The organism is Nonomuraea sp. NPDC050643, assembly GCF_040654715.1.
Lineage (GTDB): Bacteria > Actinomycetota > Actinomycetes > Streptosporangiales > Streptosporangiaceae > Nonomuraea.
In genome coordinates this window covers 1-25,311 of sequence record NZ_JBFAIM010000088.1, presented here as the reverse complement: position 1 = coordinate 25,311, position 25,311 = coordinate 1, and the positions used below count along the sequence as shown (strand labels likewise).

22 protein-coding genes, 1 tRNA gene and 1 pseudogene are annotated in these 25,311 nt (G+C 69.2%); 12 read left to right on the top strand and 12 right to left on the bottom strand.

Annotated elements, in window-relative coordinates:
- The first annotated feature begins 279 nt into the window (after positions 1-279).
- From AB0I15_RS59100 to AB0I15_RS59080, 5 genes are all read left to right on the top strand, one after another.
- On the top strand, positions 280-1,572 hold the full coding sequence (locus AB0I15_RS59100) for a branched-chain amino acid ABC transporter permease (protein WP_358117858.1): 1,293 nt from the start codon (positions 280-282) through the stop codon (positions 1,570-1,572).
- Between the two features lie 16 nt (positions 1,573-1,588).
- Positions 1,589-2,587, top strand: a complete 999-nt coding sequence (locus tag AB0I15_RS59095; RefSeq protein WP_358117857.1) for a branched-chain amino acid ABC transporter permease — start codon at positions 1,589-1,591, stop codon at positions 2,585-2,587.
- On the top strand, positions 2,577-3,515 hold the full coding sequence (locus AB0I15_RS59090; RefSeq protein ID WP_358117854.1) for an ABC transporter ATP-binding protein: 939 nt from the start codon (positions 2,577-2,579) through the stop codon (positions 3,513-3,515). Before AB0I15_RS59095 ends, AB0I15_RS59090 begins: the two co-directional genes overlap by 11 nt.
- Before the next feature lie 101 nt (positions 3,516-3,616).
- The gene (locus AB0I15_RS59085) at positions 3,617-4,351 is read left to right on the top strand and encodes an ABC transporter ATP-binding protein (RefSeq protein WP_358117906.1); all 735 of its coding nucleotides are present in this window, start codon (positions 3,617-3,619) and stop codon (positions 4,349-4,351) included.
- Positions 4,352-4,411: 60 nt separating this feature from the next.
- Entirely contained in the window at positions 4,412-4,813 is a 402-nt protein-coding gene (locus AB0I15_RS59080; RefSeq protein ID WP_358117851.1) for a hypothetical protein, read from the top strand.
- A gap of 94 nt (positions 4,814-4,907) precedes the next feature.
- Here AB0I15_RS59080 and AB0I15_RS59075 read toward each other — a convergent pair whose 3' ends face one another.
- Positions 4,908-6,203: an ABC transporter substrate-binding protein gene (locus tag AB0I15_RS59075; RefSeq protein ID WP_358117848.1), complete on the bottom strand. Its 1,296-nt coding sequence runs from the start codon at positions 6,201-6,203 to the stop codon at positions 4,908-4,910.
- A 187-nt stretch (positions 6,204-6,390) separates the two neighbouring features.
- Here AB0I15_RS59075 and AB0I15_RS59070 point away from each other — a divergent pair, with 187 nt between their 5' ends.
- The gene (locus AB0I15_RS59070) at positions 6,391-7,230 is read left to right on the top strand and encodes a hypothetical protein (RefSeq protein ID WP_358117846.1); all 840 of its coding nucleotides are present in this window, start codon (positions 6,391-6,393) and stop codon (positions 7,228-7,230) included.
- Between the two features lie 3 nt (positions 7,231-7,233).
- On the opposite strand, the gene AB0I15_RS59065 is transcribed toward AB0I15_RS59070, so the two are convergent.
- From AB0I15_RS59065 to AB0I15_RS59055, 3 genes are all read right to left on the bottom strand, one after another.
- Positions 7,234-8,541 (bottom strand): ABC transporter substrate-binding protein, encoded by a 1,308-nt coding sequence (locus AB0I15_RS59065; RefSeq protein ID WP_358117843.1) that lies wholly within the window; start codon positions 8,539-8,541, stop codon positions 7,234-7,236.
- Positions 8,542-8,764: 223 nt separating this feature from the next.
- Positions 8,765-10,057, bottom strand: coding sequence for an ABC transporter substrate-binding protein (locus tag AB0I15_RS59060; RefSeq protein WP_358117840.1), 1,293 nt, complete (start codon positions 10,055-10,057; stop codon positions 8,765-8,767).
- Between the two features lie 152 nt (positions 10,058-10,209).
- The gene (locus AB0I15_RS59055) at positions 10,210-10,794 is read right to left on the bottom strand and encodes a response regulator (RefSeq protein ID WP_358117837.1); all 585 of its coding nucleotides are present in this window, start codon (positions 10,792-10,794) and stop codon (positions 10,210-10,212) included.
- A 116-nt stretch (positions 10,795-10,910) separates the two neighbouring features.
- Here AB0I15_RS59055 and AB0I15_RS59050 point away from each other — a divergent pair.
- Both AB0I15_RS59050 and AB0I15_RS59045 read left to right on the top strand, forming a co-directional pair.
- Positions 10,911-10,985 (top strand) — tRNA-Leu (locus AB0I15_RS59050).
- Between the two features lie 62 nt (positions 10,986-11,047).
- Positions 11,048-11,122, top strand: a pseudogene (locus AB0I15_RS59045) (hypothetical protein); the annotation flags it as partial.
- Here AB0I15_RS59045 and AB0I15_RS59040 read toward each other — a convergent pair.
- Complete coding sequence (locus AB0I15_RS59040) at positions 11,093-11,800, bottom strand: hypothetical protein (protein WP_358117912.1); 708 nt, start codon at positions 11,798-11,800, stop codon at positions 11,093-11,095. The pseudogene AB0I15_RS59045 and the gene AB0I15_RS59040 overlap by 30 nt on opposite strands.
- Before the next feature lie 32 nt (positions 11,801-11,832).
- Positions 11,833-12,561, bottom strand: a complete 729-nt coding sequence (locus AB0I15_RS59035; RefSeq protein WP_358117834.1) for an SDR family oxidoreductase — start codon at positions 12,559-12,561, stop codon at positions 11,833-11,835.
- 71 nt (positions 12,562-12,632) lie between these two features.
- Here AB0I15_RS59035 and AB0I15_RS59030 point away from each other — a divergent pair, with 71 nt between their 5' ends.
- The 3 genes from AB0I15_RS59030 to dapD all read left to right on the top strand — a co-directional run bounded on the left by AB0I15_RS59030 (position 12,633) and on the right by dapD (position 15,356).
- The gene (locus AB0I15_RS59030) at positions 12,633-13,484 is read left to right on the top strand and encodes a LysR family transcriptional regulator (RefSeq protein WP_358117832.1); all 852 of its coding nucleotides are present in this window, start codon (positions 12,633-12,635) and stop codon (positions 13,482-13,484) included.
- A gap of 462 nt (positions 13,485-13,946) precedes the next feature.
- Entirely contained in the window at positions 13,947-14,369 is a 423-nt protein-coding gene (locus tag AB0I15_RS59025; protein ID WP_358117830.1) for a pyridoxamine 5'-phosphate oxidase family protein, read from the top strand.
- 24 nt (positions 14,370-14,393) lie between these two features.
- Positions 14,394-15,356, top strand: a complete 963-nt coding sequence (gene dapD, locus AB0I15_RS59020; protein ID WP_358117828.1) for a 2,3,4,5-tetrahydropyridine-2,6-dicarboxylate N-succinyltransferase — start codon at positions 14,394-14,396, stop codon at positions 15,354-15,356.
- A gap of 691 nt (positions 15,357-16,047) precedes the next feature.
- Here the strand turns inward: dapD and pyk are convergent.
- The 4 genes from pyk to AB0I15_RS59000 all read right to left on the bottom strand — a co-directional run bounded on the left by pyk (position 16,048) and on the right by AB0I15_RS59000 (position 20,722).
- A complete protein-coding gene (gene pyk / locus AB0I15_RS59015; RefSeq protein ID WP_358117825.1) occupies positions 16,048-17,478 on the bottom strand; it encodes a pyruvate kinase in 1,431 nt (476 codons plus the stop codon).
- A 35-nt stretch (positions 17,479-17,513) separates the two neighbouring features.
- Complete coding sequence (locus AB0I15_RS59010; protein ID WP_358117823.1) at positions 17,514-17,864, bottom strand: DUF2784 domain-containing protein; 351 nt, start codon at positions 17,862-17,864, stop codon at positions 17,514-17,516.
- The gene (locus AB0I15_RS59005; RefSeq protein ID WP_358117820.1) at positions 17,861-19,456 is read right to left on the bottom strand and encodes a S8 family serine peptidase; all 1,596 of its coding nucleotides are present in this window, start codon (positions 19,454-19,456) and stop codon (positions 17,861-17,863) included. Before AB0I15_RS59005 ends, AB0I15_RS59010 begins: the two co-directional genes overlap by 4 nt.
- A 207-nt stretch (positions 19,457-19,663) precedes the next feature.
- Positions 19,664-20,722, bottom strand: coding sequence for an aldo/keto reductase (locus AB0I15_RS59000; RefSeq protein WP_358117818.1), 1,059 nt, complete (start codon positions 20,720-20,722; stop codon positions 19,664-19,666).
- Between the two features lie 92 nt (positions 20,723-20,814).
- On the opposite strand from AB0I15_RS59000, the gene AB0I15_RS58995 reads away from it, so the two are divergent.
- On the top strand, positions 20,815-21,645 hold the full coding sequence (locus AB0I15_RS58995) for a helix-turn-helix transcriptional regulator (protein ID WP_358117815.1): 831 nt from the start codon (positions 20,815-20,817) through the stop codon (positions 21,643-21,645).
- A gap of 60 nt (positions 21,646-21,705) precedes the next feature.
- On the opposite strand, the gene AB0I15_RS58990 is transcribed toward AB0I15_RS58995, so the two are convergent.
- Together AB0I15_RS58990 and AB0I15_RS58985 are read right to left on the bottom strand one after the other, a co-directional pair.
- Positions 21,706-23,184 (bottom strand): glutamate synthase subunit beta, encoded by a 1,479-nt coding sequence (locus AB0I15_RS58990; protein WP_358117812.1) that lies wholly within the window; start codon positions 23,182-23,184, stop codon positions 21,706-21,708.
- A 13-nt stretch (positions 23,185-23,197) separates the two neighbouring features.
- Positions 23,198-25,311, bottom strand: a 2,114-nt coding sequence (locus AB0I15_RS58985) for a glutamate synthase-related protein (RefSeq protein WP_358117809.1), incomplete at its 5' end; no start/stop codon positions are given.

The window sequence follows — 25,311 nt, the reverse complement described above, 5'->3', positions numbered from 1 at the left end:
GGCCCCAAAGGCCGCCCCGCGGGCTCGTCCACGTTTTCCGGCGATCGTTACTCATTCGTTCCCCCGGAACGCCAGGCGTCTAGGCCGATTTAGCCCCTGACCTGGCTTGTTGTTTCCTCACATGAGTGACACGCACATGTCACTAATTGGTGACGAACGATACTGAACCGGGCGCGGCCAGAATAAGCTCCCGCCATTGCATCCCAGTTGTGCCTGCGATGCGCGCGTGTCGAGATGGAGGGGCACAACCCCGCCTTGACCTAACTTGAGGGAGCACCATTGCGCAGAGCCGTGATCGCGTTCACGGCCTTTCTGGGTGGACTCATCTTCCTGCTGGCCGGGCCCGCGTACGCGGGTCCCGCCGACTGCCAGGGACTGAAGGGAACACTCAAACTCCAAGGCCAGCCAGTGAACGGCGCCAAAATCGCCGTGACCACCGAGGGCGGACAACCCGTCAAGGAGGTCACATCAAACGCACAAGGCGCGTGGGACGTTCAGGTCGAAGACCCCGGTAAGTACAAGGTCACCCTGGACGTCAGTTCCCTTCCGCAGAACAGCGAAGTGCGCGGCGGCAACAACGTCCGCACGCCGACCGTCTACGAGGGCAACTGCTCCACCGTCTTGTTCGCGCTCCAGCCGAAGGGCGCTCCGGGCCAGCCGACGCCGGGGGAGGGCGGCGGCGAGAGCACGTTCTGGACCCAGGCCGCTCAGCTCACGTTCGAGGGGCTGAACCTGGGCCTGATCATCGCCCTGGCCGCGCTGGGACTGTCGCTCATCTACGGCACCACCGGCCTGACCAACTTCGCCCACGGCGAGCTGGTCACACTGGGAGCCATCCTGGCCTACGCGTTCAACGTGGGCCTGGGCATCCATCTCATCCCGGCCGCGTTGATCGCCGTCATCGCCGGCGGGGTCCTGGGATATCTGCAGGACCGCCTGTTCTGGGGCCAGCTCCGCAGGCGGGGCACCGGCATCATCGCCATGATGATCATCTCGATCGGCGTCGCGCTCTTCATGCGCTACGTGTTCCTGATCTTCTTCGGCGGCCAGACCGAGGCCTACGCCCAGTACACCGCGCAGCCCGGCATCGAGGTCGGGCCGATCTCGGCCGCGCCCAAGAACTTCGTGGCCATGGGCGTCGAGCTGGCGGTCCTCGTCATCGTCGGCTTCGCGCTGCTGCGCACCCGTACGGGCAAGGCGGCCCGCGCCGTGGCCGACAACCCGGCGCTCGCGGCCTCGTCCGGCATCAACGTCGACCGGGTCATCAGGATCATCTGGACCATGGGCGGCGCCATCGCCGCGCTCGCCGGCATCATGCTCGGGCTCTCCCAGAACCTGAAGTACACGATGGGCCAGGACATCCTGCTGCTCATCTTCGCCGGCGTGACGCTCGGCGGGCTCGGCACCGCGTTCGGCGCCCTGGTGGGCTCGCTCGTGGTGGGTCTGTTCATCCAGGTCTCGACCCTGTGGGTGCCGCCGGAGCTCAAGAGCGTCGGCGCGCTCGCCGTACTCATCATCGTGCTCCTCGTCCGGCCGCAGGGCATCCTCGGCCGCCGCGAGCGGGTCGGCTGAACGGGGGAGGATCACCATGGACTGGATCACGATCATCAGCACGACCCTCAAGGCCGCCGTCAACGTGGAGACGGTCCTGTACGGGCTCGCCGCCATCGGCCTGAACGTGCACTTCGGCTACACCGGCCTGCTCAACTTCGGTCAGGCCGCCTTCATGGGCGTGGCCGGCTACGGCCTGGCCGTCACCGTCACCGTCATGGGCCTGCCCTTCTGGCTCGGCATCATCGTCGGCCTGGTGGCCGCCGTCATCCTGGCGATCCTGCTGGGCATCCCGACCCTGCAGCTCCGCGCCGACTACCTGGCCATCGTCACCATCGCGGCGGCGGAGATCGTCCGTCTCATCTTCCGCTCGGTGCAGTTCAAGGGCGTCTTCGGCGGCTCCGACGGCCAGCGCGGCTTCACCGGCGGCTTCTACGCGCTCAACCCCTTCCCCGAAGGGGAGTACGGCTTCAACCTCGGCCCCGTGCCGCTGTTCTTCAACCACCGCACGCTGTGGGTGCTGGTCGTCGGCTGGCTGCTGGTCGCGCTGTGCTGCCTCATCGTCTACCTGCTGATGAAGAGCCCGTGGGGCCGCGTGCTCAAGGCCATCCGCGAGGACGAGGACGCGGTGCGCAGCCTGGGCAAGAACGTGTTCTCGTACAAGATGCAGTCGCTCGTCCTGGGCGGCGTCATCGGCGCCCTCGGCGGCTTCATCTACGGCCTGGCCTACGCCTCCGTGCAGCCCGACGTGTTCGGCACCGAGACCACGTTCTACATGTACACGATGGTCATCCTCGGCGGCGCGGCCCGCGTGCTCGGCCCCGTGGTCGGCGCGAGCCTGTTCTGGGTGCTGCTGGTGCTCATCTACGGTGTGCTGTCCGAGGCGGTCGGCGCGGGGTACATCACGTTCATGGACACCAACCAGGTCGGCGCCATGCGCTGGATCCTGGTCGGTCTCGGCCTGATCCTGTTGCTCATCTTCCGGCCACAGGGCATCTTCGGTGACAAGAGGGAGATAGCAATCGATGCACGCTGAGACCGTAACGACCAGCCACAAGGCCGCGGCCCTGGCCGCCTTCAAGGACCTGGCCCGCGAGCCCGGCGTGCCCAAGCCCGACCCGATCCTCGTGGTGGACAACGTGGTGCGCCGCTTCGGCGGCCTCACCGCCGTCGAGGTGGACCACATCGAGGTCCAGCGCGGCTCCATCACCGCGCTGATCGGCCCCAACGGGGCGGGCAAGACGACGTTCTTCAACCAGCTCACCGGCTTCGACACGGCCGACTCGGGCTCGTGGACGTTCAACGGGCGCTCGATGAGCGGCGTGCCGGCGCACAGGGTGGCCCGCTCCGGCATGGTGCGCACCTTCCAGCTCACCAAGGCGCTGTCGCGCCTGACCGTGCTGGAGAACATGCGCCTGGGCGCGCAGCAGCAGAAGGGCGAGACCTTCTGGCGGGCCCTCGTGCCGAGCTTCTGGCGCGGCCAGGAGGAGGAGATCACCGAGCGGGCCGAGGAGCTGCTGGCCCGGTTCAAGCTCGACACCAAGCGCGACGACTTCGCCGGGTCGCTGTCCGGCGGCCAGCGCAAGCTGCTGGAGATGGCCCGCGCGCTCATGGTCCAGCCCGAGCTGGTCATGCTCGACGAGCCGATGGCCGGTGTGAACCCGGCGCTGACGCAGTCGCTGCTCGGCCACGTCAAGGACCTGCGCGAGCAGGGCATGACGGTGCTGTTCGTGGAGCACGACATGGACATGGTCCGCGACATCAGCGACTGGGTGATCGTCATGGCTCAGGGCGCGGTGATCGCCGAGGGCCCGCCCTCGACCATCATGTCCGACGAGCGCGTGATCGACGCCTACCTGGGCGCCCACCACGACGCTCCCCTGTCGGAGAGCGAGCTGGAGGCCCAGCTTCACGAGGCCGAGGCCGCTCTGGAGGCCGAGATCGAAGAGGAGACGCAGAAGTGAGCGCCGACGAAGCGCCCGAGTCCCCAACCCCGGCGGAGGCCCCGCTGGAGGCCCCACTGGAGGCGCAGTCCAAGGCGGCGGTCACCGACCGCGGCGCCCACCTGGAGGGCGCCGAGGACGCGGTGCTGCGGTGCGACGAGCTGATCGCGGGCTACCTGCCGGGCGTCAACATCCTCAACGGCTCCGACCTGTACGTGAAGGACGGCGAGCTGATCGGCATCATCGGCCCCAACGGCGCCGGGAAGTCGACCCTGCTCAAGGCCATGTTCGGGCTGGTCAACATCCGCAGCGGCACGGTCGTGCTCAAGGGTGAGAACATCACGAACATGAAGGCGCACTCGCTGGTCTCGCGCGGCGTCGGCTACGTGCCGCAGACCAACAACGTCTTCCCCAGCCTCACCATCGAGGAGAACCTCGAGATGGGCGCCTTCCAGGTGCCGGGGAAGTTCAAGGAGCGCTTCGAGTTCGTGGCCGAGCTGTTCCCCGCCCTCAAGGAGCGGCGCAAGCAGCGCGCCGGCTCCCTGTCCGGCGGTGAGCGGCAGATGGTCGCGATGGCCAGGGCGCTCATGACCGAGCCGTCGGTGCTCCTGCTCGACGAGCCCTCGGCCGGTCTGTCGCCCAAGCTGCAGGACCTGGTCTTCATCCAGGCCCAGCAGATCAACAAGGCCGGCGTGACCGTCATCATGGTGGAGCAGAACGCGCGGCGCTGTCTGCAGATCTGCCACCGCGGCTATGTCCTCGACCAGGGCCGCAACGCCTACACCGGCACCGGGCGGCAGCTCGCCAACGACCCGAAGGTCATCGAGCTGTACCTCGGCACGCTCGCCAAGGCGTAAACCGATCGAGACGCGGAAGGGGCTCCCCCGGGGCCCCTTCCGCGTTTTTTAATGACTGATGTGAAACGTTTGGCGACAGTCGCGCTCATGCTGCCCGTCCTGCTCGCCGGTTGCCAGGACGACGCCTCGCCGGCCGAGCGGTACAGCACGGGCGGCGACTCCACCGACAGCCCGTGCGCCCGCGTGGTGTCCTCCATCGGCTACGCCGGCCTCATGCTGGAGCCGAAGGGCCGGGAGGACCGGCAGAACTTCGAGGACGCCCTGATCGGCCGCCTGGCGGAGGTACGCGGCGTCACCCTCCAGTTCGGCGCCCGGCTACCGGACTCCCTCCAGAGGGCCACAGAGACCGTCCTGGGGGCCACAGCGGGCCTTTCCAGGAACAACGTGCCGCGCGAGCGGCAGGTGGCGCTGCTGAAGCAGTACCGGGCGGCAGCCGACCAGATCGTGGCCGGCTGCGACTAGCGGCACGCGGAAAGGGCCCGGTCGAGGTGACCGGGCCCTTTCTGGTGGAGCCTTGTGCCTGGTGGTGCCTGTGCCTGGTGGTGGCCTGTGCTACTTAGCCGGCGATGTTGCCGGTGCGGTACTCCAGAGCCTTGGTGGCGTACTTGTTGTCGTCGCCGTACTGGTAGATGCCGATGGTGGCGACGGCCGGGTCACCGGCCTCGTTGAACTCGACCGGGCCGCTGACGCCCTCGTAGTCGATGTCCTTGCCGCCCTTCAGCAGGTCGACGCAGGCCTTGAAGTTCGTGCACTTCTCGCCACCCTTGCTGACCTCGGCCAGCTTGGGCGCGATGTCCACGCCGGCGTCGCTCTTGGCGGCCTCGGCGGCCAGCGCGATCAGGTTCGCCGCGTCGTAGGACTCGGGGGCGTAGCTGAAGTCCTCGAGCTTGCTGTTGACCTCAAGGAGCTTCTTCTGGAAGTCCTCGGGGGCCGCGGCGCCGGGGATGGTGCCCTTGACACCCTCCAGCGTGCCCTTGGGCATCTTGACGTAGTTCGTGTTGGAGGTGTTGCCGTCCACCATGTACCACTTGTGCTTGCTGGCTGGCAGACCCTGCTTCACCAGCTCCTGGACGACCTTGGCGGTCTCCTCGAACCCGATCAGCACGATGCCCTTGGGGTTCTTGGCCTTGAGCTTGGCCACGTCGGCCGAGAAGTCGGCGGCCTTGGGGTCGTAGTCGACGCGCTCGACCACTTCGGCGCCGCCGTCGGTGACGGTCTTCTGGACCTGGTCGGCCAGGCCCGTGCCGTAGGAGTCCTGCATGGCCAGGATGCCGACGGTGTCGTTGCCGTCGGCGACGATCAGGTCGCCCAGCACCCGGCCCTGCAGCTTGTCCGGCGGCGAGGTGCGGAAGTAGAGGCCCTTGTCCTCGATCGTGGTGAACTTGTCGGAGGTGTTGGCGGGCGAGAAGTGCACCACACCGGCACCCGTGATCTTGTCGATCACCGACTCCGACACCGACGAGGAGGCGGCGCCGATGATGGCGTCGGCCTTCTGCGCCAGCAGCTTGTCCACCGACTGCGAGGCGATGTTGGTCGTGGTGTCACCTGAGTCGGTGTCGAACTTGGCGACGGGCTTGCCGAGCACGCCTCCGGCCTCGTTGATCTCCTTGAGGGCGAGATCGACCCCCGCGAACTCGGGCGGGCCGAGGAACGCCAGCGAACCGGTCTGCGGCAGCAGCGTGCCGAGCGTCAGGGTGCCATCGCCCTTCGCCGCCGGCGCCGACGAAGCCGGCGCGGCACTCTCGGAAGTCTGCGTGGCGGTGTTGCCGCCGCCACCGCCGCAGGCTGTCAGGGCCAGGCTGGTGGCAGCCACGACAGCCAGCGCCCGTCCCACGGGAGCAATGCGGATCATGAAGTGTCTCCTTCATTTCCAGGCCGGGATCTCAGCACCGCCGAGCTTTCCCGATCGAATGACGGAAACGTACAAAACTCCTGCGTACTCCAACCAGGCCCCCCGGGGAACTGTCGGCACTTGGATGCGGAGTCGTAATCACTCCTCAACTTACGGGACCTGCGTAAGGACGCTTAATGTGCGACGAGTGAAGCGCATTTTGCCCCCTTTCGCCATGATCGCGCTCCTCGCCGGTTGCGGTTCGTCCGAACCGGCTCCCCCTCCGCCGACCGATCCGCCCGCCGGAGTGTCGGTCTCCCTGGCGCAGTGGCGTTCGGACGAACCGGCGCACGCGCTGCAGGTGGCCGTCCGAAATACCGGCGACACACCCGTCCATTTCGCCGACGTCCAGCTCGTGACGCCCTCGTTCGCGACGCTGCCCGCGGAGCGGACCGACGCCGTCATCAAGAAGACCGAGCGCACGGACCTGCGCATCCCGTACGGCGCCGCCAACTGCTCACCCAAGGGCCTGCCCCAGGTACGTCCCGCGACCGTCGTGGCCCACCTCGCCACCGGGTCGCAGCCGCCGCGCAGGGTCGTCTTCCAGGTGCCGCACCCCGACCCGCTGCTGGCCAGGCTGCTGCGCGACGAATGCTCCGAGTTCCTCGTCAAACAGGCCGTGAGCATCGAGTTCGGCCCGGAGTGGACCGAGTCGGGCAAGGTGATGAAGGGCGACCTGGTGATCACCCGGCGCGGCCCGGGCGCGGTGGCGCTGAACGACGTGGGCGGCACCACCCACTACATCGTCACCGTCGAGCGCAGGCCCCTCGGCCTGCTGGGGGCCGGGTCGCAGCGGCTGGAGGTGCCCGTCGAGCTCACCCCCGGACGCTGCGACCCGCACGCGTTCGCCGAGGCCAAGAAGGCCTTCCTGTTCCCCGCCCGGGCCAGTGTCGACGGAGGCGAGGAGCGCGTGGTCATCGTGACGCCGCCCAAGCCGCTGCAGGATCGCCTCATCGCCTACGCGATGCGGGCCTGCGGCCTGGGCTGACTCTCAGCCCTCGATCTTGCCGGTGCGGTACTCCAGCGCCTTGCCGGGGTACTTGTTGTCGTCGCCGTACTGGTAGACGCCGATCGTCGCCACCGCCGGGTCACCCGCGTCGTCGAACTCCACCGGGCCGCTGATGCCGTCGTAGTCGATGTCCTTGCCGGCCTTCAGCAGGTCGACGCACTCCTTGAAGGTCTTGCACTTCTCGCCGCCCTTGCTGACCTCGGGCAGCTTGGCCGCGATCGACTTGCCGGTGTCGTCCTTGGCGGCCTCGGCGGCCAGGGCGATCAGGTTCGCCGCGTCGTACGACTCCGCCGCGTAGGTGAAGTCGTCGAGCTTGGTGTCGACCTCCAGGAGCTTCTTCCTGAAGTCCTCGGGGGCCTCGGCGCCGGGAATCGTGCCCTTGACGCCCTTGAGCGTGCCCTTGGGCATCTTCTGGTAGTTGGTGTTCGACATGTTGCCGTCCACCATGTACCACTTCACCTTGTCGGCGCCCAGCCCCTGCTTGACCAGCTCCGCCACGACCTTGGCGCCCTCCTCGAAGCCGATCAGCACGACCGCCTTCGGGTTCTTGGCCTTGATCTTGGCGACGTCGGCGGAGAACTCGGCCGCCTTGGGGTCGTAGTCGACCCGCTCCACGACGCTGGCCCCGCCCTCCTCGGCCGTCTTGGTGATCTGGTCGGCCAGGCCGGAGCCGTAGGAGTCCTGCATGGCCAGGATGCCCACGGTGTCGTTGCCGTCGGCCACGATCAGGTCGCCCAGCACGCGGCCCTGCAGCTTGTCCGGCGGCGCGGTACGGAAGTACAGCCCGCCGTCGCTGATCGTGGTGAACTTGTCGGAGGTGTTGGCCGGCGAGAACTGCACCACGCCCGCGCCCGTGATCTTGTCGATGATCGACTCCGACACCGACGAGGAGGCGGCGCCGATGATGGCGTCGGCCTTCTGCGCCAGCAGCTTGTCCACCGACTGCGACGCGATGTTCGTGGTCGTGTCACCGGAGTCCGTGTGGACCTTGGTGACCGGCTTGCCGAGGACGCCTCCGGCTTCGTTGATCTCCTTGACGGCCAGGTCCACGCCGGCGAACTCGGGCGGGCCGAGGAACGCCAGCGAACCGGTCTGCGGCAGCACCGTGCCGAGCGTCAGCGTGCCGTCGCCGGTCGCCGCCGGTGGCGCCGAGGACGCCTCCGTGGACGGCGCCGTGGAGCCGGTCTGCTGGGCCGCGGTGTCGCCACCGCCGCCGCCACAGGCCGTCAGGGCCAGGCTCGCCGCGGCCGCGACGGCCAGCATGCGCCCCGCTGAAGCAATACGGATCATAGAAGAGACTCCCCTTATCTCAACGAAGAACGATCCTTCGCTGGGTTTTCCGAGCTCAGCATGCCTGTTTTAAGGCGGTATGGGGAGTTCTTACGCGGCTTTTATGCGGATTCGTAATGTCCCAAACACCCATAGTAATGACCTGTTTCGTGAGAGTTACGGTCGGGGACGCATACGGGTCGGCCCTGATCCGAAAACTCCGGACCAGGGCCAGAAAACCGGATCAGCCGGCGATGTTGCCCCGCCGATATTCGAGCGCCTTCGCGGCGTTGAACGTGTTGTTCACCCCGTACCGGTAGACGCCGATCGTCGCCACCGACGGATCGCCCACGTCGTTGAAGTCGACAGGACCGCTGACACCCTCGTAATCGATGTCCTTACCGGCCTTCAGCAGATCCACGCACTCCTTGAACCCCGCGCACTTCTGACCGCCCTTGCTCACCTCCACCAGGTTCGCCGCGATCGCCCCGCCCGCGTCGTCCTTCGCCGCCTCCGCCGCCAGCGCGATCAGCGTCACGGCGTCGTACGACTCCGCCGCGTACGTGTACTCGGACAGATCCGCGTTCACCCGCAGCAGCCGCTTCTGGAACTCCTCCGGAGCCGCCGCCCCCGGCAGCGTGCCCTTCACACCCTCGAGCGTCCCCTTCGGCGCCCTGGCGAAGTTGGTGTTCGACATGTTGCCGTCCACCATGTACCACTTGTACTTGTCAGCCGTCAGACCCTGCTTGACCAGCTCCTGCACGACCTTCGCCGTCTCCTGGAAACCGATCAGCACGATCCCCTTCGGGTTCTTCGCCTTGATCTTCGCGACGTCCGCGGAGAAGTCAGGCGCCTTCGGGTCATAGTCCACCCGCTCCACCACGGTCGCCCCCGCCGCCTCCGCCGTCGCCGTCACCTGATCGGCCAGACCGGAACCATAAGAGTCCTGCATGGCCAGGATCCCGATCGTGTCATTACCGTCCGACACGACCAGATCCCCCAGGACCCGCCCCTGCAGCTTGTCCGGCGGCGCCGTACGGAAGTACAACCCGTCGTCCTCGATCGAGGTGAACTTGTCCGAGGTGTTGGCCGGCGAGAACTGCACCACCCCCGCACCCGTCACCTTGTCGATGATCGACTCCGACACCGACGAGGACGCCGCCCCCACGATCGCGTCCACCTTCTGCGCCAGCAACCGGTCCACCGACTGCGACGCGATGTTCGTGGTCGTGTCCCCCGAATCCGTATCGGACTTCGTGACCGGCCTGCCCAGCACGCCACCGGCCTCGTTGATCTCCTTCAGCGCGAGGTCCACGCCCGTGAACATGGGCGGACCCAGATACGCCAGCGAACCTGTCTGCGGCAGCACCGTACCGACGGCCAGCGCGCCGTCCCCCTTCGCCGTCGAGGCGGCGGACGGCGACACGGAAGCCGAGCCCGGAGCGCCGGGACCGGCGGTCGTGCCGCCGCCCGAACACGCCGCCAGCGCCAGGCACACCACGGTCGTGACGAGCGGCGCGCGGGAAATGCGGATCATCGAAAGCGTCTCCGTTCCTGATGAGCGGACCTTCCGTCCGCCCATCAGTTACGCGCCGGGACGCCGACCGCGAAAGCACCCGAAGCCGGTTGGATGCCCAGTCGTGACCGCACCACAACCCATCGGGCTAAATCACCTGATATAGGGCTTTTTCAGGATCGCTCCGCCGTGTCATCGATAACGATCTGAGCAACCTCACGCATGCTCAACCGCCGGTCCATCGACGCCTTCTGGATCCACCTGAACGCCTGCGGCTCACTCCAGCCATGCTGCGCCATCAACTGCCCCTTGGCCCGCTCCACCAGCTTCCTGGTCTCCAGCCGCTCCGACAGGCTCGACACCTCGGCCGCCAGCGCCACCATCTCCTCGTGCCTGCTGACCGCCATCTCGATCGCCGGCACCAGATCCGCCTTCGTGAACGGCTTCACCAGATAAGCCATCGCCCCCGCGTCCCTGGCCCGCTCGACCAGATCACGCTGGGAGAACGCGGTCAGGATCAGACAGGGGGCGATCCGCTCGGACACGATCCGCTCGGCCGCCGAGATGCCGTCGAGCACGGGCATCTTCACATCCAGGATCACGAGATCGGGCCTCAGATCGGCGGCCAGCTGGATCGCCTGCTCGCCGTCCCCGGCCTCGCCCACGACGACGTAGCCGTCCTCCTGGAGCATCTCCTTGAGGTCGAGGCGGATCAGGGCCTCGTCTTCCGCGATCACTACTCGCCGCTGCGTACTCACGAGCAGAAGAGTACAGACGTCCGGTAGATTAGATCCACGCCGGATCCGCGTGGTGCCCAGGTTGGGCTAAGCTGCGGCTGTGCGATACGGGTGAATTCGGGCATGTCCGAATTACGGCCCCGGTACCCCAATTGGCAGTAGGGAGCGGATTCAAAACCCGTACAGTGTGGGTTCGAGTCCCACCCGGGGCACTGACTAGCCGCCCGGCCTCTGGCCGGGCGGTTTTGTCGTAGCCGAATGCGACACTCTCCGCATGTGCGATCTCGCGGTCCGTGACCAGGCACTCCGGCTGCTCGCCTCAGGACTCAGCATCAGCGAGACCAGCCGGCAGACCGGAGCCAGCTACGCCACCGTTCGCCGGTGGCGTGACCGGCCCGCCCACGTCTCCCCGATGACCGGCACCTGCCCCCGCTGCGCCGCCGAACCCCACTCCCCCGCCCCCGCCGACAGCTACGCCTCCCTCCTGGGCCTCTACCTCGGCGACGGCTGCCTCTGCTGGGTCGGCGACCGGGCCAAACAGGTCTGGGCCCTGCGCATCGCCTGCGCCGACAGATGGCCGGGGCTCGTCCAGGAATGCGTCGACGCCCTCCGTGCCGTCCGGCCGACCAACAAGGTGCGCGTCAGGCAGAAACAAGGGTGCAAGGACGTCAACTCCTACTCCAAGCACTGGCCGCACCTGTTCCCGCAGCACGGTCCCGGCAGGAAGCACGAGCGGGCGATCGTGCTCGAGCCGTGGCAGCGGGAGATCGTCACGGCGCATCCCGGCCGGTTCGTCAGGGGTTTCATCCATTCCGACGGCTACCGCGGGCTCAACCGCGTGCGCCACGACCTTCCCGGCGGCGTCCGCTGGTACGAATATCCGCGCTACCACTTCAAGAACGAGTCCCGCGACATCCTGGGCCTCTGCTGTGAGGCGCTCGACCTGCTCGGCGTGGCCTGGCGGTTCAACAACCGCAACGAGCTCTCGGTGGCCCGGCGGGAGGCGGTGGAGTTGCTCGATCGTCATGTGGGGCCGAAAACTGACCGGCCGTGTCGTGGCTACCAGGGGACGGTGCCCGCGTCGTCGTGGAAGGTGCCGGTGGGGCCGTCGGCGGGGAGGGTGGCGAGGCGCACGATGACTGCGGCGCCCTCGGCGGCCGTGCGGGTGATGGGGAAGGGCAGGTCCTTGGTGAGGTCGGTGGCGCAGGCACCGGGGGCGGCGGCGTTGACGAGGATCCCGTCCTTACGGAGTTCCTTGGCGTACTGGACGGTCAGGGCGTTGAGCGCGGCCTTCGACGCGGGATAGGCGGCCACGGCCGGGAGGCCGGACATGTGGTGGGCGGGGTCGGTGTGGCAGGTCGTGGAGCCGACGGTGCTGGAGACGTTCACGATGCGGGGGGCGGGTGAGCGGCGGAGCAGGGGCAGGAGGGCGTTGGTGACGGTGAGGACGCCGATGACGTTCGTTTCGAGGACGTCTCTGAGGGTTCGGGGGGTGGTGGCGCTGGGGGGTTCGTTCGTGGGGCCGGAGATGCCGGCGTTGTTGATCAGGATGTCCAGGCGGGTGAGTGAGGTGGCCGCCGATTCGATGGTGGCGGGGTCGGTGACGTCCAGGACGATGGGGTGGACGTCGGCTCCTGTGGCGCGCAGGCGGGTGGCGGCCTGTTCGCCGCGTTGGGGGTCGCGGGAGGCCAGGAAGACGGTGACGCCCTGCGCGGCGAGGGCCGCGGCCACTTCGTATCCGATGCCCTTGTTCGCCCCAGTGACCAGGGCGGTGGTCGTTTCGGTCATGTCTGGGAGCACATCATCGGGGGTGGTCCGCGGGCCAACACCGGGTGGGTCGCGGGCAATACCCTGAGGGTATGGAGACGCGCGAGCTGGCCTATTTCGCGGCGGTCGCGGAGGAGTTGCACTTCGGGCGGGCGGCGGCGCGGCTGGGGATGGCTCAGCCGCCTCTGTCCAGGGCGATCCAGAAGCTGGAGCGGCGGCTGGGGGTGAGGTTGTTCGACCGGTCCAGTCGTGGGGTCGCGCTGACTCCGGCGGGTGAGGTGCTGGCGCGGGAGGCGGCCAAGGTGCTGGACGCGGTGGCCGCCGCGGCGGCGCGTACGCGGCGGGCGGGGCGGGACGATCCCGTGCTGGTGGTGGCGCTGAAGCCCGGGGGTGACGGGGGGCTGCTGCCGGAGATCCTGGCCGCCTATCGGGCGTGTCCGGATGCCGTGGAGGTGGAGCTGGCGCTGTGCGGGGTGACGGAGCGGGCGCGGCTGGTGCGTGAGGGGAGGGCGGACGTGGCGTTCCTGCACAGTCCGTACGAGGACCTGGCGGGGTTCGACTGCGAGCCGTTGCGGGTGGAGGGCGGTGTGGCGGTCATGTCGCCGGGGCATCCGCTGGCCGGGCGTGCGTGCGTCCGCCTGTGCGACCTCGACGCCGGCCCGGCGCCCGTCTGGCCGGGGCGGCATTCCGAGATCGTCGAACCCGCGATGCTGATGCAGCTCGCGGCCTTGGGGCGGCTGGTGGTGGTGGCGCCGGAGTCGGTCAGGGATCTGGTGCGGCGTGACCTGGTGTGCGTGCCCGTGGCGGACGCGGAGCCGACGACCGTGGTGCTGGCCTGGCCTGAGGGGGAACGGTCGCGGGAGCTGGCGGCGTTCGTGCGTACGGCGACGATGGTGGCCCAGCGGACCGCACCTCACGCACAAACCCGACCAACGCCTCCGTGACACCGTCCGTGTGGCGCGGCATGGCCTGACGTGCGTGCACCAGCGGGTGGTGTGGGTGGTGTGCGACGTGTGGGTGGGGGGCTTCGTCCGTCAGCGGGAGTCGAGGTCCAGGGCGGTGTCCCGACCGCGAGTGGGCCCGGCATGGGGCGTGAAGTCCGGGCCGGAGGTGCCTCGTTTGCGAGTGGGCCCGGCGTGGGGTGCGAGGCGTGAAATGGTGCCTCGTCCGAGGGTGGGCCCGGGTGCGGACCTGGAGAGCGTGGTGGGTGGGTTGAGAGACAGGAACAGCTTGTGTGTGGGCTGAGGGTTTGGGTGGGTGGGTTGGTGGGGTTGGGGGTGGATGGAGTGAGGGGGTGGGGTTGGGGCGGGTGGGGTGGGGGTTAAGTGGGGTGTGGGGGGACTTTTCGGGATCGCTCCCACCGGGAATGACCTTCAAGATCGATGACTACGGGGGGTGGGGGCGGGATGCCGTTGAGTGTGGCGGTGCGGGAGGCGTTTCTGGCAGAGGCGCACATCGCGAGCTTGGCCGTGGAGTCGGGTGAGGGGCGGGCGCCGCTGACCGTACCGGTCTGGTACGACTACAGTCCCGGCGGCGAGATCCGTTTCCTGACAGACGGCGACTCGCTCAAGGCCAGGCTGGTCGCGAAGGCGGGCCGGTTCACGATCCTGGTGCAGCGGATCAGCCCGACCTACCGGTACGTGTCCGTGGAGGGACCGGTCGTGCACTCGGCCCCGACGACGCTGGAGGACCTGACCCGCATCTCCGGCCGCTACCTTCCGGCCGACGCCGTGTCGGGCTATGTGCAGGGCTCGGATCTGAACGTGCTCGTGACGTTCAGAATGTGGCCCGAACACTGGCTCTCGGCCGACCTCGGCTCCATGGATTGACCTGCGGACCGGTATTTTTGGCCCGTGACTGCTTTCGATCCCACCTCGACCGGCGCGTTCGGCGTCGGCCTCGCCACCATTGCCTCCGACGGCACCGTACTCGACACCTGGTTCCCGGCTCCCGAGCTGGGTGACGCGCCCCTGGCGGGCACCCAGCGGCTCTCCGCCGACGAGGCCGGGGAGCTGGCCGAGCCGACCGGCCCTGACGCGGCGCGCGGCGTGGAGGTGGTGGCGGTGCGCACCGGCATCGCCAAGCTCTCCGAGGCGCCCGTGGACGCGCACGACGTCTACCTGCGTCTGCACCTGCTCTCCGCCCGCCTGGTCCGGCCGCACGAGGTCAACCTGGACGGGATCTTCGGCCTGCTGGCCAACGTGGTGTGGACCAACTACGGCCCGTGCCCGGTCCCGGACTTCGAGCGCACGCGGCTGCGGTTGCGGGCCAGGGGTGCGGTGACGGTGTACGGGGTGGACAAGTTCCCGCGCATGGTGGACTACGTGCTGCCTTCTGGGGTCCGGATCGCCGACGCGGACCGGGTCCGGCTGGGCGCGCATCTGTCCAGCGGCACCACGGTCATGCACGAGGGCTTCGTGAACTTCAACGCGGGCACGCTGGGCACTTCGATGATCGAGGGCCGGGTGTCGGCCGGTGTGGTCGTGGGTGACGGCTCCGACGTGGGTGGCGGCGCCTCGATCATGGGGACGCTGTCGGGCGGCGGCAAGCAGGTGATCTCCATCGGTGAGCGCTGCCTGCTGGGCGCCAACTCGGGCCTGGGCATCTCGCTGGGCGACGACTGCGTGGTGGAGGCGGGCCTGTACGTGACGGCGGGCACGAAGGTCGCCCTCCCCGACGGCACGGTGGTGAAAGCGGCCGAGTTGTCGGGCTCCAGCGGCATCCTGCTGCGGCGTAACTCGCAGTCGGGCGCGGTGGAGGCGGTGCCGCGCAAGGGCGACCGCATCGAACTCAACGCCGCCCTGCACGCCAACTGACATTCCCGAACTACGCCAACATACGAACGAACGCGACCGGCCCTGGGCAGTGGACCTGGGCCGACGGCCTGAGCCTGGGCGGGGTCCCGAGCCTGGGCGGGGTCCCGAGCCTGGGCGGGGTCCCGAGCCTGGGCGGGGTCCTGGGCAAGGATGACGAGGTTTGTGGGGTAGCGGGATCCGCTCCCCCACGGCCACGGCCAGCCTGCCCGTCCGGTCGTGTGGGGCACCGACTGGCCGGTTCGTCGGTCCGTCTGGTAACCGGTCCTGTGGTCGGTCCGTCGGCCGGTCTGATGGTGAGTCGGGCGAGCGGTCCCGTGGTCGGATCGGCGAGCGGTCCGTCGGCGGGTCTGATGGCCGGTCAGGCGGGCAATCCCGTAGCCGGTCGGAGAGTGGTCCTCCGGGGGTCCTGCTGTGAGTCCGGTCCCTCTGTGGCCTGTGGTAATGGGGGTCGGCTGGAGCCACGGAGAGGGCCCACAGTGCGCGCCGTAACGGCGCTCGGCCGCTGAAGGGTCAGCGGCCGTTTCCTGGAGGGCCCTCGGGCGAAGTGCGGCGGGTGGCCGGCCACGGCGCAGCCGTAACGGATGGGCGTACGAACCGGGTCAGCGGCCGTTACCCTGGAGGGCCCTCAAGCGGAGTGCGGTGGGCGCGGCCCTAACGGATGGGTGGTGGCATGCCCCAGCGGGAGATGCGGTCAGTGGGCGTGGGAGACCGCGGAGCCGATGGTGTGGACGCGGAGGGCGTTGGTGGAGCCCGGGGTGCCGGGAGGGGAGCCGGCCACGATGACGACCTTGTCGCCCTTCTCAAGCCGTCCCAGCGACAGCAGGGACGCCTCCACCTGCCGCACCATGTCGTCCGTGTGGTGCACGAACGGCACGTGGAACGTCTCCACCCCCCACGTCAGCGAGAGCTGCCCCCGCACGTGCGGGGCCGAGGTGAAGGCGAGCAGCGGGATCGGGGAGCGGTAGCGGGCCAGGCGGCGCGCCGTCTCGCCGGACATCGTGAAGGCGATCAGGGCCTTGGCGCCGACGATGGCGCCCACCTCGGCCGCGGCGCGGGCGATGGCGCCGCCCGTGGTCTCGGGCATGCGCTCCAGGGTGTGCGTGGCGTGCAGGGAGGCCTTCTCGGCGGCGCAGGCGATGCGGTCCATGGTGGAGACGGACTCGACCGGGTAGTTGCCGACGGAGGTCTCGCCGGACAGCATGACCGCGTCGGCGCCGTCCATGACCGCGTAGGCCACGTCGGAGGCTTCGGCGCGGGTGGGGCGCGGGGAGCTCATCATGGAGTCGAGCATCTGGGTGGCGACGATGACCGGGCGGGCCTTCTCGCGGCAGAGCTCGATGATGCGGCGCTGCACGATCGGGACCTGCTCGAGCGGGAGCTCGACGCCGAGGTCGCCGCGGGCGACCATGATGCCGTCGAAGGCCTCGACGATGTCGGGGAGGCGGTCGACGGCCTGCGGCTTCTCGATCTTGGCGAGCAGCGGGAGGCGGACGGCCTCCTGCTCCATGATGTTGCGCACCACGTCGGCGTCGGACGGGCGGCGGACGAAGGACAGGGCGATCATGTCGAAGCCGGTGCGCAGTGCCCAGCGCAGGTCGGCTTCGTCCTTGTCGGTCAGGGCGGGGGCGCTGACGTTGATGCCGGGCAGGTTGAGGCCCTTGTTGTCGGAGATCATGCCGCCGATGACGACGCGGGTGATGACGCGGTCGCCGTCGACCCGGGTGACCTCGAGCACGAGGCGGCCGTCGTCGACGAGGATGGTGTCACCGGGGCGGACGTCGTTGGGCAGGCCCTTGTAGGTGGTGGAGACCTGCTCGCGGTCGCCGGGGATGTCTTCGGTGGTGACGGTGAAGACGTCACCGAAGCCCAGCCTGACGGGGCCCTCTTCGAACGTTCCGACGCGGATCTTGGGGCCTTGCAGGTCGGCGAGCACGCCTACACCGCGGCCGAGGTCGGCCGCCACCTCCCTGACCCGGTCGTAAACCTCTCTGTGCATGTCATGATTGCCATGGCTGAGGTTGAACCGTGCCACGTCCATGCCTGCGGCGATCAGTTCGCGGAGGCGTTCTTTGGACGAAGTGGCTGGGCCTAGGGTGCAGACGATTTTCGCGCGACGAGTCACGAGTCCTACCTTAATTGGTACAGACCACTTGGCAGTCACTGACGACGGAGAACGTACCCGACGTAGGAGAACAGTACGAGAACGGCGACCCCCAGACGCGCCAAGTTCGTGTACTGCTCCGGGTAGATCACGCCCTCGATGTAGTGGTCGATGAATCCGCTGGCGGGGAGCCCTTCCTGGCCCGCTTTGCGGCGTGCCCAGTCCTCGACGAACGTGAGCGGGCATTCGATGCCGGTCACGATCGACAGCACGCCCCAGGCTACGACCAAAAGATGCGCCCAGAGCGTACGCCGCCAGCGCCACGCCACGAACCCGCCCACCGCCATGTAGACCAGGAAGGCGAAGTGCACCACCATCGCGGCATCCGCGATGAGGCGATACATCATGGTTCGACGGTAGCCGCCTTCCAAGCGTCCACGATGCCGTGACCGTAGAAACCGTTACGGGATTGCTCACCTTCGCACACGTGGGTCTCGTTCTGGCCGAAGGCCTTGTAGACGTACTGGCGGGGTGAGGGGCACGCCTTCTGGGTGGCGGTCTTGTAGAGCAGGTCCTCGGTGGTGGCGGGGGCGAGTTCGACTCCGCCCTTGCCGGGTTTGCCGAAGCGGCTGACGAGGATCGCGGCGACGCCGGCGGCGTGCGGCGAGGCCATGGAGGTGCCTTCGAGGTACTGGTAGTAGGAGCAGGTGCCGTTCTCGCAGTCCTTGACGACGTCGGGGCCCTTGGGCTCGCCGGAGCCGTCGATCCGTCCGGAGGCGCGCAGCACGCGCTCGGGGGCTGCGGCCAGGATCGAGCGGACGGCCTTGGTGCCCTGGCCGTCGAGCACGTCGCCGCCGGGCGCCGCCACGTCCGTCTGCTCCAGGCCGTAGTCGCTGTAGACGGCCTTGCGGCCGGAGGGGCCGACGGCGGAGACGGAGATGACGCCGCGGGACTCGGCGGGCACGTTGAGGCAGGAGTTGTCGACCTGGCGGACCTTCTCGTCGCCCTTCGGGTAGCCGGGGCTGAGCTTGTCGGTCTTGGGGTGGCCTAGGTCGGTGGAGCCGTTGCCGAGGGCGGAGATGAGCGTGACGCCCTTCTGACGGGCGTAGTCGAGGGCGCGCTGCATGCCGGTGATGACGGCCTGCTGCTCGAGCTGCTGTTTCTTGGTGTCGGAGGCGTTGTTCGGGCAGTTGAACAGCCAAGGGTCGACGAAGTAGCTCATGTTGACGACGTCCACGCCGATGTCGGCGGCGTACGTGAGCGCGTCGAGGCTGGGCTTGAGGAAGAAGAACCCGGAGTCCTGTCCGGCGCGCAGGTTGAGGATCTGTACGCCGGGCGCGACGCCGGCGATGCCCACGCCGTTGATCGGGGAGGCGATGGTGCTGGCCACGTGGGTGCCGTGGCCGTCGTCGTCCACGTCCACGGGGTCCTTGCAGCCGTCGGCCTCGCAGGGCCCGTCGAGTGTCTCGCCGTTCTCGTCCTCGGGTCTGTCGGTGACGAAGTTGCGGCTGAGCTCACGGTTGAAGTTGGGGGCGAGGTCGGGGTGTTTGCCGTCCACGCCGGTGTCGATGACGCCGACGAGGACCTGCTTGGTGCCGGGCGCCTTGGCGTGGGCGCGGTCGGCGCCGATCATGCGCATGTCCCACTGGCGGCCGGCGAGCGGCTCTCCGGTGTTCTTGGTGAACGACTGCGCGTCGGGGAAGGCGCCGGTAGGGCGGGCGGTGGCGTAGCCGATGCGCCGGTCCTGGGTGACGCCGACGACGGCCCGGTCGGCGCCCACCCGTTCCTCGAACCCGTCGCGGGCGCCGGTGGCCGTGAGGTAGCCGAGTTTGCCGTCGTTGGAGCGTGTGCTGCCGCCGGCCCGCTGGACGGCCGTCTGGGCGGCGCGCTGCTGTCCTCCGGCGTAGAAGACGAGGTATTCGGCCTGCGGGACGGCGGTCTCGCGTGGTGCGGCGGCCGAGCAGGCGCCGAGCGCGGCCATCGTGGCCAGCGCTGTCAAGCCAGAGGCCACCCGCCGCATTTCTCCCCCATCCACCGAAAGTGCCGCAGAACCTGCATCTTCCCGACAGTAATCGGCTGATGCAACTTAGTGGTGAAATTTCGGTCTATGGGTGGCGAAGCGGACGCTATCTCGGCCCGGAACCGCCGCCACCTCGGCCCCGAACCGCCACCGCCTCGGCCCGGAAACCCAGTCCAGAGGCCACTGCTACCTCGGCTCGATCGTCACCCCGCCGAGCATCACGTGGCGCGGCATCGGGCGGGCCAGGAACTCGTGCGGGAAGCCCAGCTCCACCCGGCTGGCCTCGCCCAGCGCGGCGGCCTGCGCGTCCGTGAACCGCACGTCCAGCGCCCCCAGGTTGTCCTCGAGCTGCCCCAGCGTCCGCGCCCCCACGATGGGCGCCGTCACCCCCGGGTTGAGCAGCGTCCAGGCCAGCGCCACCTGCGACGGCGTCCGGCTCATCTCGCCGGCCACCCGCTTGACCACGTCCGCGATGTCCAGCGCCCGCTCGGTGAGCGAGCCGTTGGCCGCCGCGACGTTCTTGCGCGAGCCCGAAGGGTCGCCCGACACCTCGTGCCCGAGGTCCGCGCGGGTGTACTTGCCCGTCAGCACCCCGCTGGCCAGCGGCGACCAGGGGATGACGCCCAGGCCCAGCTCCCGCGCCATCGGGACGAGGTCGCGCTCCACGGTCCGCTCGATGAGGCTGTACTCGATCTGCAGGGCGATGAGCGGGGTCCAGCCGCGCAGGTCGGCGATGGCCTGCATGCGGGAGACCTGCCAGGCGGGGGTGTCGGAGATGCCGACGTACAGGACCTTGCCCGCGGTGACGAGGTCGTCCATGGCGCGCAGGATCTCCTCCACGGGGGTGGTGAAGTCCCAGGCGTGCAGGTAGAGCAGGTCGAGATGGTCGGTGTTCAGGCGGCGCAGGCTGCTCTCGACCGAGCGGACCATGCTCTTGCGGTGGTTGCCGCCGGAGTTCGGGTCGCCCTGGCGCCTGGCCATCGTGTACTTGGTGGCCAGCACCAGCCGCTCACGCCGCCCGGCCGCGAACTCGCCGACCAGGGTCTCGGCGGTGCCCTCGGTGTACTGGCTGGCGGTGTCGACGAAGTTGCCGCCGTGGTCCACGTACGTGTCGAAGATGCGGCGGGACTCGTCCTTGTCGGCGCCCCAGCCCCAGTCCGTGCCGAAGGTCATCGTGCCCAGCGCGAGCGGGGAGACCCGCAGCCCCGAGCGGCCCAGCAGGCGGTAGGTGTCAAGTGTCGTCATGCCATCAAGGCTGCTCCGGGCGTGTGCCGGGGGTAAGGGAAGGCTCTTCCTGGGATCGGCCGTCCTAGGCGGCCGGGCCTAGAATCGAGGGGATGAGCACCGTCGACCAGACCCGTGAGCTCGCCGTCTTCCTGCGCAGCCGCCGCGAGCGGCTGGATCCCGGCACGGTCGCGCTGCCCGCCCGCCGCGCCCACCGCCGCACGCCCGGCCTGCGCCGCGAGGAGGTCGCCGAGCTGGCCGGCGTCAGCGTCGACTACGTCACCCGGCTGGAGCAGGGGCGCGGGCTGCGACCGTCGCCGGAGGTGCTGGAGGCGCTGGCCGGCGCGCTGCGCCTGAGCGAGGACGAGCGGGACTACCTGTTCAACCTGGCCGAGCAGCGCCCCACCCGGCAGGCGGCCACCGACGACGAGGCCGGGCCGCTGGCCAGGCTCGTGCTCGACCTGTCGCCGCTGCCCGCCATGCTGGTCAACCACCGCTTCGACATCCTGGCCTGGAACCCGGAGATGGCCGGGCTGATGCTCGACTTCGGCGCGCTGCCGCCCGAGCAGCGCAACAGCCTGTGGCTGTGCATGCTGCATCCGGGCCTGAGCGACTTCTACCTCGACCGGGAGCGCACGCTGCGCGAGGGCATCGCCGACCTGCGGGCCTCGTGGGCGGCCCATCCCGACGACAAGGCGCTGGCGCAACTGATCGACGAGCTGACCTCGGGCAGCGAGGAGTGCGCCCGCCTGTGGGCGCTGCGCGACGTCCGCGTCAACGCCAGGGGCCGTAAGCGGCTGCGGCACGCCACGGAGGGGCCGCTGACCGTCGAATACGAGGTGCTGGCCCCGCTGCAGGCGCCGGGCCAGCGGCTGATCGTCTACCGCGCCGCCGACCCGGCCTCCCAGCGCGCCCTCGACGCCGTCGCCGCCCAGGCCTGCTGAGACCTCGGCCGGCTAATGGTTGAGAGACGGCCCGGCCGTCACCGGCCGGGCCGCCATCTGTCAGACCAGCGGGCGCGCGGTCGGCAGGATCGGGTACGGCAGCGCCGTCTCCCCGGTCAGGAACCGGTCCACGCCCGAGGCGGCGGCCCGCCCCTCGGCGATGGCCCACACGATGAGCGACTGCCCGCGCCCCATGTCGCCCGCCACGAAGACGCCGTCCACCTTGGACATGTACGTCTTGTCGCGCGCCACGTTGCCCCTGGCGTCGTAGAAGCCGTCGCCGGCCTCCCCCGCCAGGTCCTGCAGCAGGTCGCCCTTCTCCGGGCCGAGGAAGCCCATGGACAGGGTGATCAGCTCGGCCGGGATCTCCCGCTCGGTGCCCGGGACCGGCTTGAACCCGGCCTGCGGCCCCTCGACCTCGACCAGCCGCAGCGCGCGCACGTTGCCGTCGTCGTCGCCGACGAAGGCGGTGGTGGAGACCGCGTACACGCGCTCTCCCCCGCCGTCGGCCAGCTCCTCGTGGGCGCTCTCCATCTTGAACAGCATGGGGAACGTCGGCCACGGCTGGTTGCCGGGCCGGTTGGCGGGCGGCTGGGGCATGATCTCGAGCTGGGTGACGGACTTGGCGCCCTGCCGGATCGCCGTGCCGATGCAGTCGGCGCCGGTGTCGCCGCCGCCGATCACCACCACGTGCTTGCCCTCGGCCGAGATCGGCGACTTGTCGAGGTCGCCCTCCTGGACCTTGTTGGACAGCGGCAGGTATTCCATCGCCTGGTAGACGCCCTTGAGCTCGCGTCCGGTCACCGGCAGGTCGCGCCACTGGGTGGCGCCGCCGGACAGCACCACGGCGTCGAACTGCTCGCGCAGCTCGGCGGCGGTGATGTCGACGCCGACGTTGACGCCGGTGCGGAACACGGTGCCCTCGGCCCGCATCTGCGTGAGGCGGCGCTCGATGTGGCGCTTCTCCATCTTGAACTCGGGAATGCCGTAGCGCAGCAGGCCGCCGATGCGGTCGGCCCGCTCGAACACCACCACGTCGTGCCCGGCCCTGGTGAGCTGCTGCGCGGCGGCGAGCCCGGCGGGGCCGGAGCCGACGACCGCGACCTTCTTGCCGGTCTTGACCTTCGGGGGCTGCGGGGTCACCCAGCCCTCGGTGAACGCCCGGTCGATGATCTCGACCTCGACCCGCTTGATCGCCACCGGGTCGGAGTTGATGCCGAGCACGCACGCCGCCTCGCACGGAGCCGGGCAGAGCCTGCCGGTGAACTCCGGGAAGTTGTTCGTGGCGTGCAGCCGCTCGATCGCCTCGCGCCAGTCGGTGCGGTGGACGAGGTCGTTCCACTCGGGGATGAGGTTGCCCAGCGGGCAGCCGTTGTGGCAGAACGGGATGCCGCAGTCCATGCAGCGGGCCGCCTGCTTGGTCAGCTTGTCCTGGGAGAAGTCCTGGTAGACCTCGCGCCAGTCGCCGATGCGGACGTCCACGGGGCGGCGCGCCGGCAGCTCCCTGTCGTGCGTGAGAAAACCCTTCGGGTCAGCCATTCGGTACGCCTCCTTAACCCTTGACCGCGGCGGCCATGACCGCCTCGTCGATGTCCCGGCCTTCGGCGCGGGCGGCCTCGGCGGCCTCCAGCACCCTCTTGTAGTCGGTCGGCATGATCTTGCCGAACCGGCCGAGCGCCGCGTCCCAGTCGGCCAGCAACTGCTTGGCGACCGGCGAGCCCGTCTCCGCGAAGTGCTTCTCGACCGTCTCCTTGAGGAACTCGGTGTCCTCCTCGGAGAGCGCCTCGATGGCGACCATCTCGCGGTTGACCCGCTCGGGCTTGAGGTCGAGCAGGTAGGCCACGCCGCCCGACATGCCGGCCGCGAAGTTGCGCCCGGTGCCGCCGAGCACGACGACCTTGCCGCCGGTCATGTACTCGCAGCCGTGGTCGCCCACGCCTTCGACGACCGCCGTGGCGCCGGAGTTGCGCACGCAGAACCGCTCGCCCACGACGCCGCGGACGAACACCTCGCCGGACGTGGCCCCGTACAGGGCGACGTTGCCCGCGATGATGTGGCCGTCGAGCGGGGCCTCCTCGTGCGGCCGGACGGTGATCCGCCCGCCGGACAGGCCCTTGCCGAGGTAGTCGTTGGCGTCGCCGGTCAGCCGCAGCGTGACCCCGCGCGGCACGAACGCGCCGAACGAGTTGCCCGCCGAGCCGGTGAACGAGATGTCGATCGTGTTGTCGGGCAGGCCCTTGCCGCCGTGGCGCTTGGTGACCTGGTAGCCGAGCATGGTGCCGACCGTGCGGTTCACGTTGCGGATGGGCAGTTCGAGCGTGACCGGGATGCCGTCGCTGAGCGCGCCTTCGGCGAGCTGGATCAGCGTGTTGTCCAGCGCGTGCTGCAGGCCGTGGTCCTGCTCGACGACCCGGTGCAGCGCGGTGCCGGCGGGCAGCGCGGGCTGGTGCAGGATCGGCGACAGGTCGAGGCCGCTGGCCTTCCAGTGGTCCTCGGCCGCCGTCATGTCGAGCATCTCGACGTGCCCGATCGCCTCGTCGAGCGTGCGGAAGCCCAGCTCGGCCAGGTATTCGCGGATCTCCTCGGCGATGAACTCGAAGTAGTTGACCACGAACTCGGGCTTGCCGGTGAAGCGCTTGCGCAGCTCGGGGTTCTGCGTGGCCACGCCCACCGGGCAGGTGTCGAGGTGGCAGACCCGCATCATCACGCAGCCGGAGACGACGAGCGGAGCGGTGGCGAAGCCGTACTCCTCGGCGCCCAGCAGCGCGGCGATGACGACGTCGCGGCCGGTCTTGAGCTGGCCGTCGACCTGGACGACGATGCGGTCGCGCAGGTCGTTGAGCAGGAGCGTCTGCTGGGTCTCGGCCAGGCCGAGCTCCCACGGGGCGCCCGCGTGCTTGAGCGAGGTCAGCGGCGAGGCGCCGGTGCCGCCGTCGTGCCCGGAGATGAGCACCACGTCGGCGTGCGCCTTGGACACGCCCGCCGCGACCGTGCCGACGCCGACCTCGGCGACCAGCTTCACGTGGACCCTGGCCTCCGGGTTGGAGTTCTTCAGGTCGTGGATGAGCTGGGCCAGATCCTCGATCGAGTAGATGTCGTGGTGCGGCGGCGGCGAGATGAGGCCGACGCCGGGCGTGGAGTGCCGGGTCTTGGCGATCCACGGGTAGACCTTGTGGCCCGGGAGCTGGCCGCCCTCGCCGGGCTTGGCGCCCTGGGCCATCTTGATCTGCAGGTCGGCCGCGTTCACCAGGTATTCGGAGGTGACGCCGAACCGGCCGGAGGCCACCTGCTTGATCGCCGACCTGCGGGCCGGGTCGTAGAGCCGCTCGGGATCCTCGCCGCCCTCGCCGGTGTTGGACTTGCCGCCGAGCCGGTTCATCGCGATGGCGAGCGTCTCGTGCGCCTCCATCGAGATGGAGCCGTACGACATCGCGCCGGTGGAGAACCGCTTGACGATGCTCTCGACGGGTTCGACCTCGTCGATCGGGATCGGGGCGCCCTTGCGCAGCTTGAACAGGCCGCGCAGGGTCATCAGCCGCTCCGCCTGGGAGTCCACGAGGTTCGTGTACTCCTTGAAGATCTCGTAGCGGCGGGTCCTGGTGGCGTGCTGGAGCTTGAAGACCGTCTCGGGGTTGAACAGGTGCGGCTCGCCCTCGCGCCGCCACT

What these genes read in the sequence shown, in the direction of transcription:
- AB0I15_RS59095 (WP_358117857.1), top strand. Translation starts at nt 1,589, where the DNA reads ATGGACTGGATCACGATCATCAGCACGACCCTCAAGGCCGCCGTCAAC.
- AB0I15_RS59075 (WP_358117848.1), bottom strand. Translation starts at nt 6,203, where the DNA reads ATGATCCGCATTGCTCCCGTGGGACGGGCGCTGGCTGTCGTGGCTGCC.
- AB0I15_RS59040 (WP_358117912.1), bottom strand. Translation starts at nt 11,800, where the DNA reads ATGACGATCGAGCAACTCCACCGCCTCCCGCCGGGCCACCGAGAGCTC.
- AB0I15_RS59000 (WP_358117818.1), bottom strand. Translation starts at nt 20,722, where the DNA reads ATGACGACACTTGACACCTACCGCCTGCTGGGCCGCTCGGGGCTGCGG.
- AB0I15_RS59010 (WP_358117823.1), bottom strand. Translation starts at nt 17,864, where the DNA reads ATGATGTATCGCCTCATCGCGGATGCCGCGATGGTGGTGCACTTCGCC.
- AB0I15_RS59035 (WP_358117834.1), bottom strand. Translation starts at nt 12,561, where the DNA reads ATGACCGAAACGACCACCGCCCTGGTCACTGGGGCGAACAAGGGCATC.
- AB0I15_RS59090 (WP_358117854.1), top strand. Translation starts at nt 2,577, where the DNA reads ATGCACGCTGAGACCGTAACGACCAGCCACAAGGCCGCGGCCCTGGCC.
- AB0I15_RS58995 (WP_358117815.1), top strand. Translation starts at nt 20,815, where the DNA reads ATGAGCACCGTCGACCAGACCCGTGAGCTCGCCGTCTTCCTGCGCAGC.
- AB0I15_RS59025 (WP_358117830.1), top strand. Translation starts at nt 13,947, where the DNA reads ATGCCGTTGAGTGTGGCGGTGCGGGAGGCGTTTCTGGCAGAGGCGCAC.
- AB0I15_RS59030 (WP_358117832.1), top strand. Translation starts at nt 12,633, where the DNA reads ATGGAGACGCGCGAGCTGGCCTATTTCGCGGCGGTCGCGGAGGAGTTG.
- AB0I15_RS58990 (WP_358117812.1), bottom strand. Translation starts at nt 23,184, where the DNA reads ATGGCTGACCCGAAGGGTTTTCTCACGCACGACAGGGAGCTGCCGGCG.
- AB0I15_RS59065 (WP_358117843.1), bottom strand. Translation starts at nt 8,541, where the DNA reads ATGATCCGTATTGCTTCAGCGGGGCGCATGCTGGCCGTCGCGGCCGCG.
- AB0I15_RS59060 (WP_358117840.1), bottom strand. Translation starts at nt 10,057, where the DNA reads ATGATCCGCATTTCCCGCGCGCCGCTCGTCACGACCGTGGTGTGCCTG.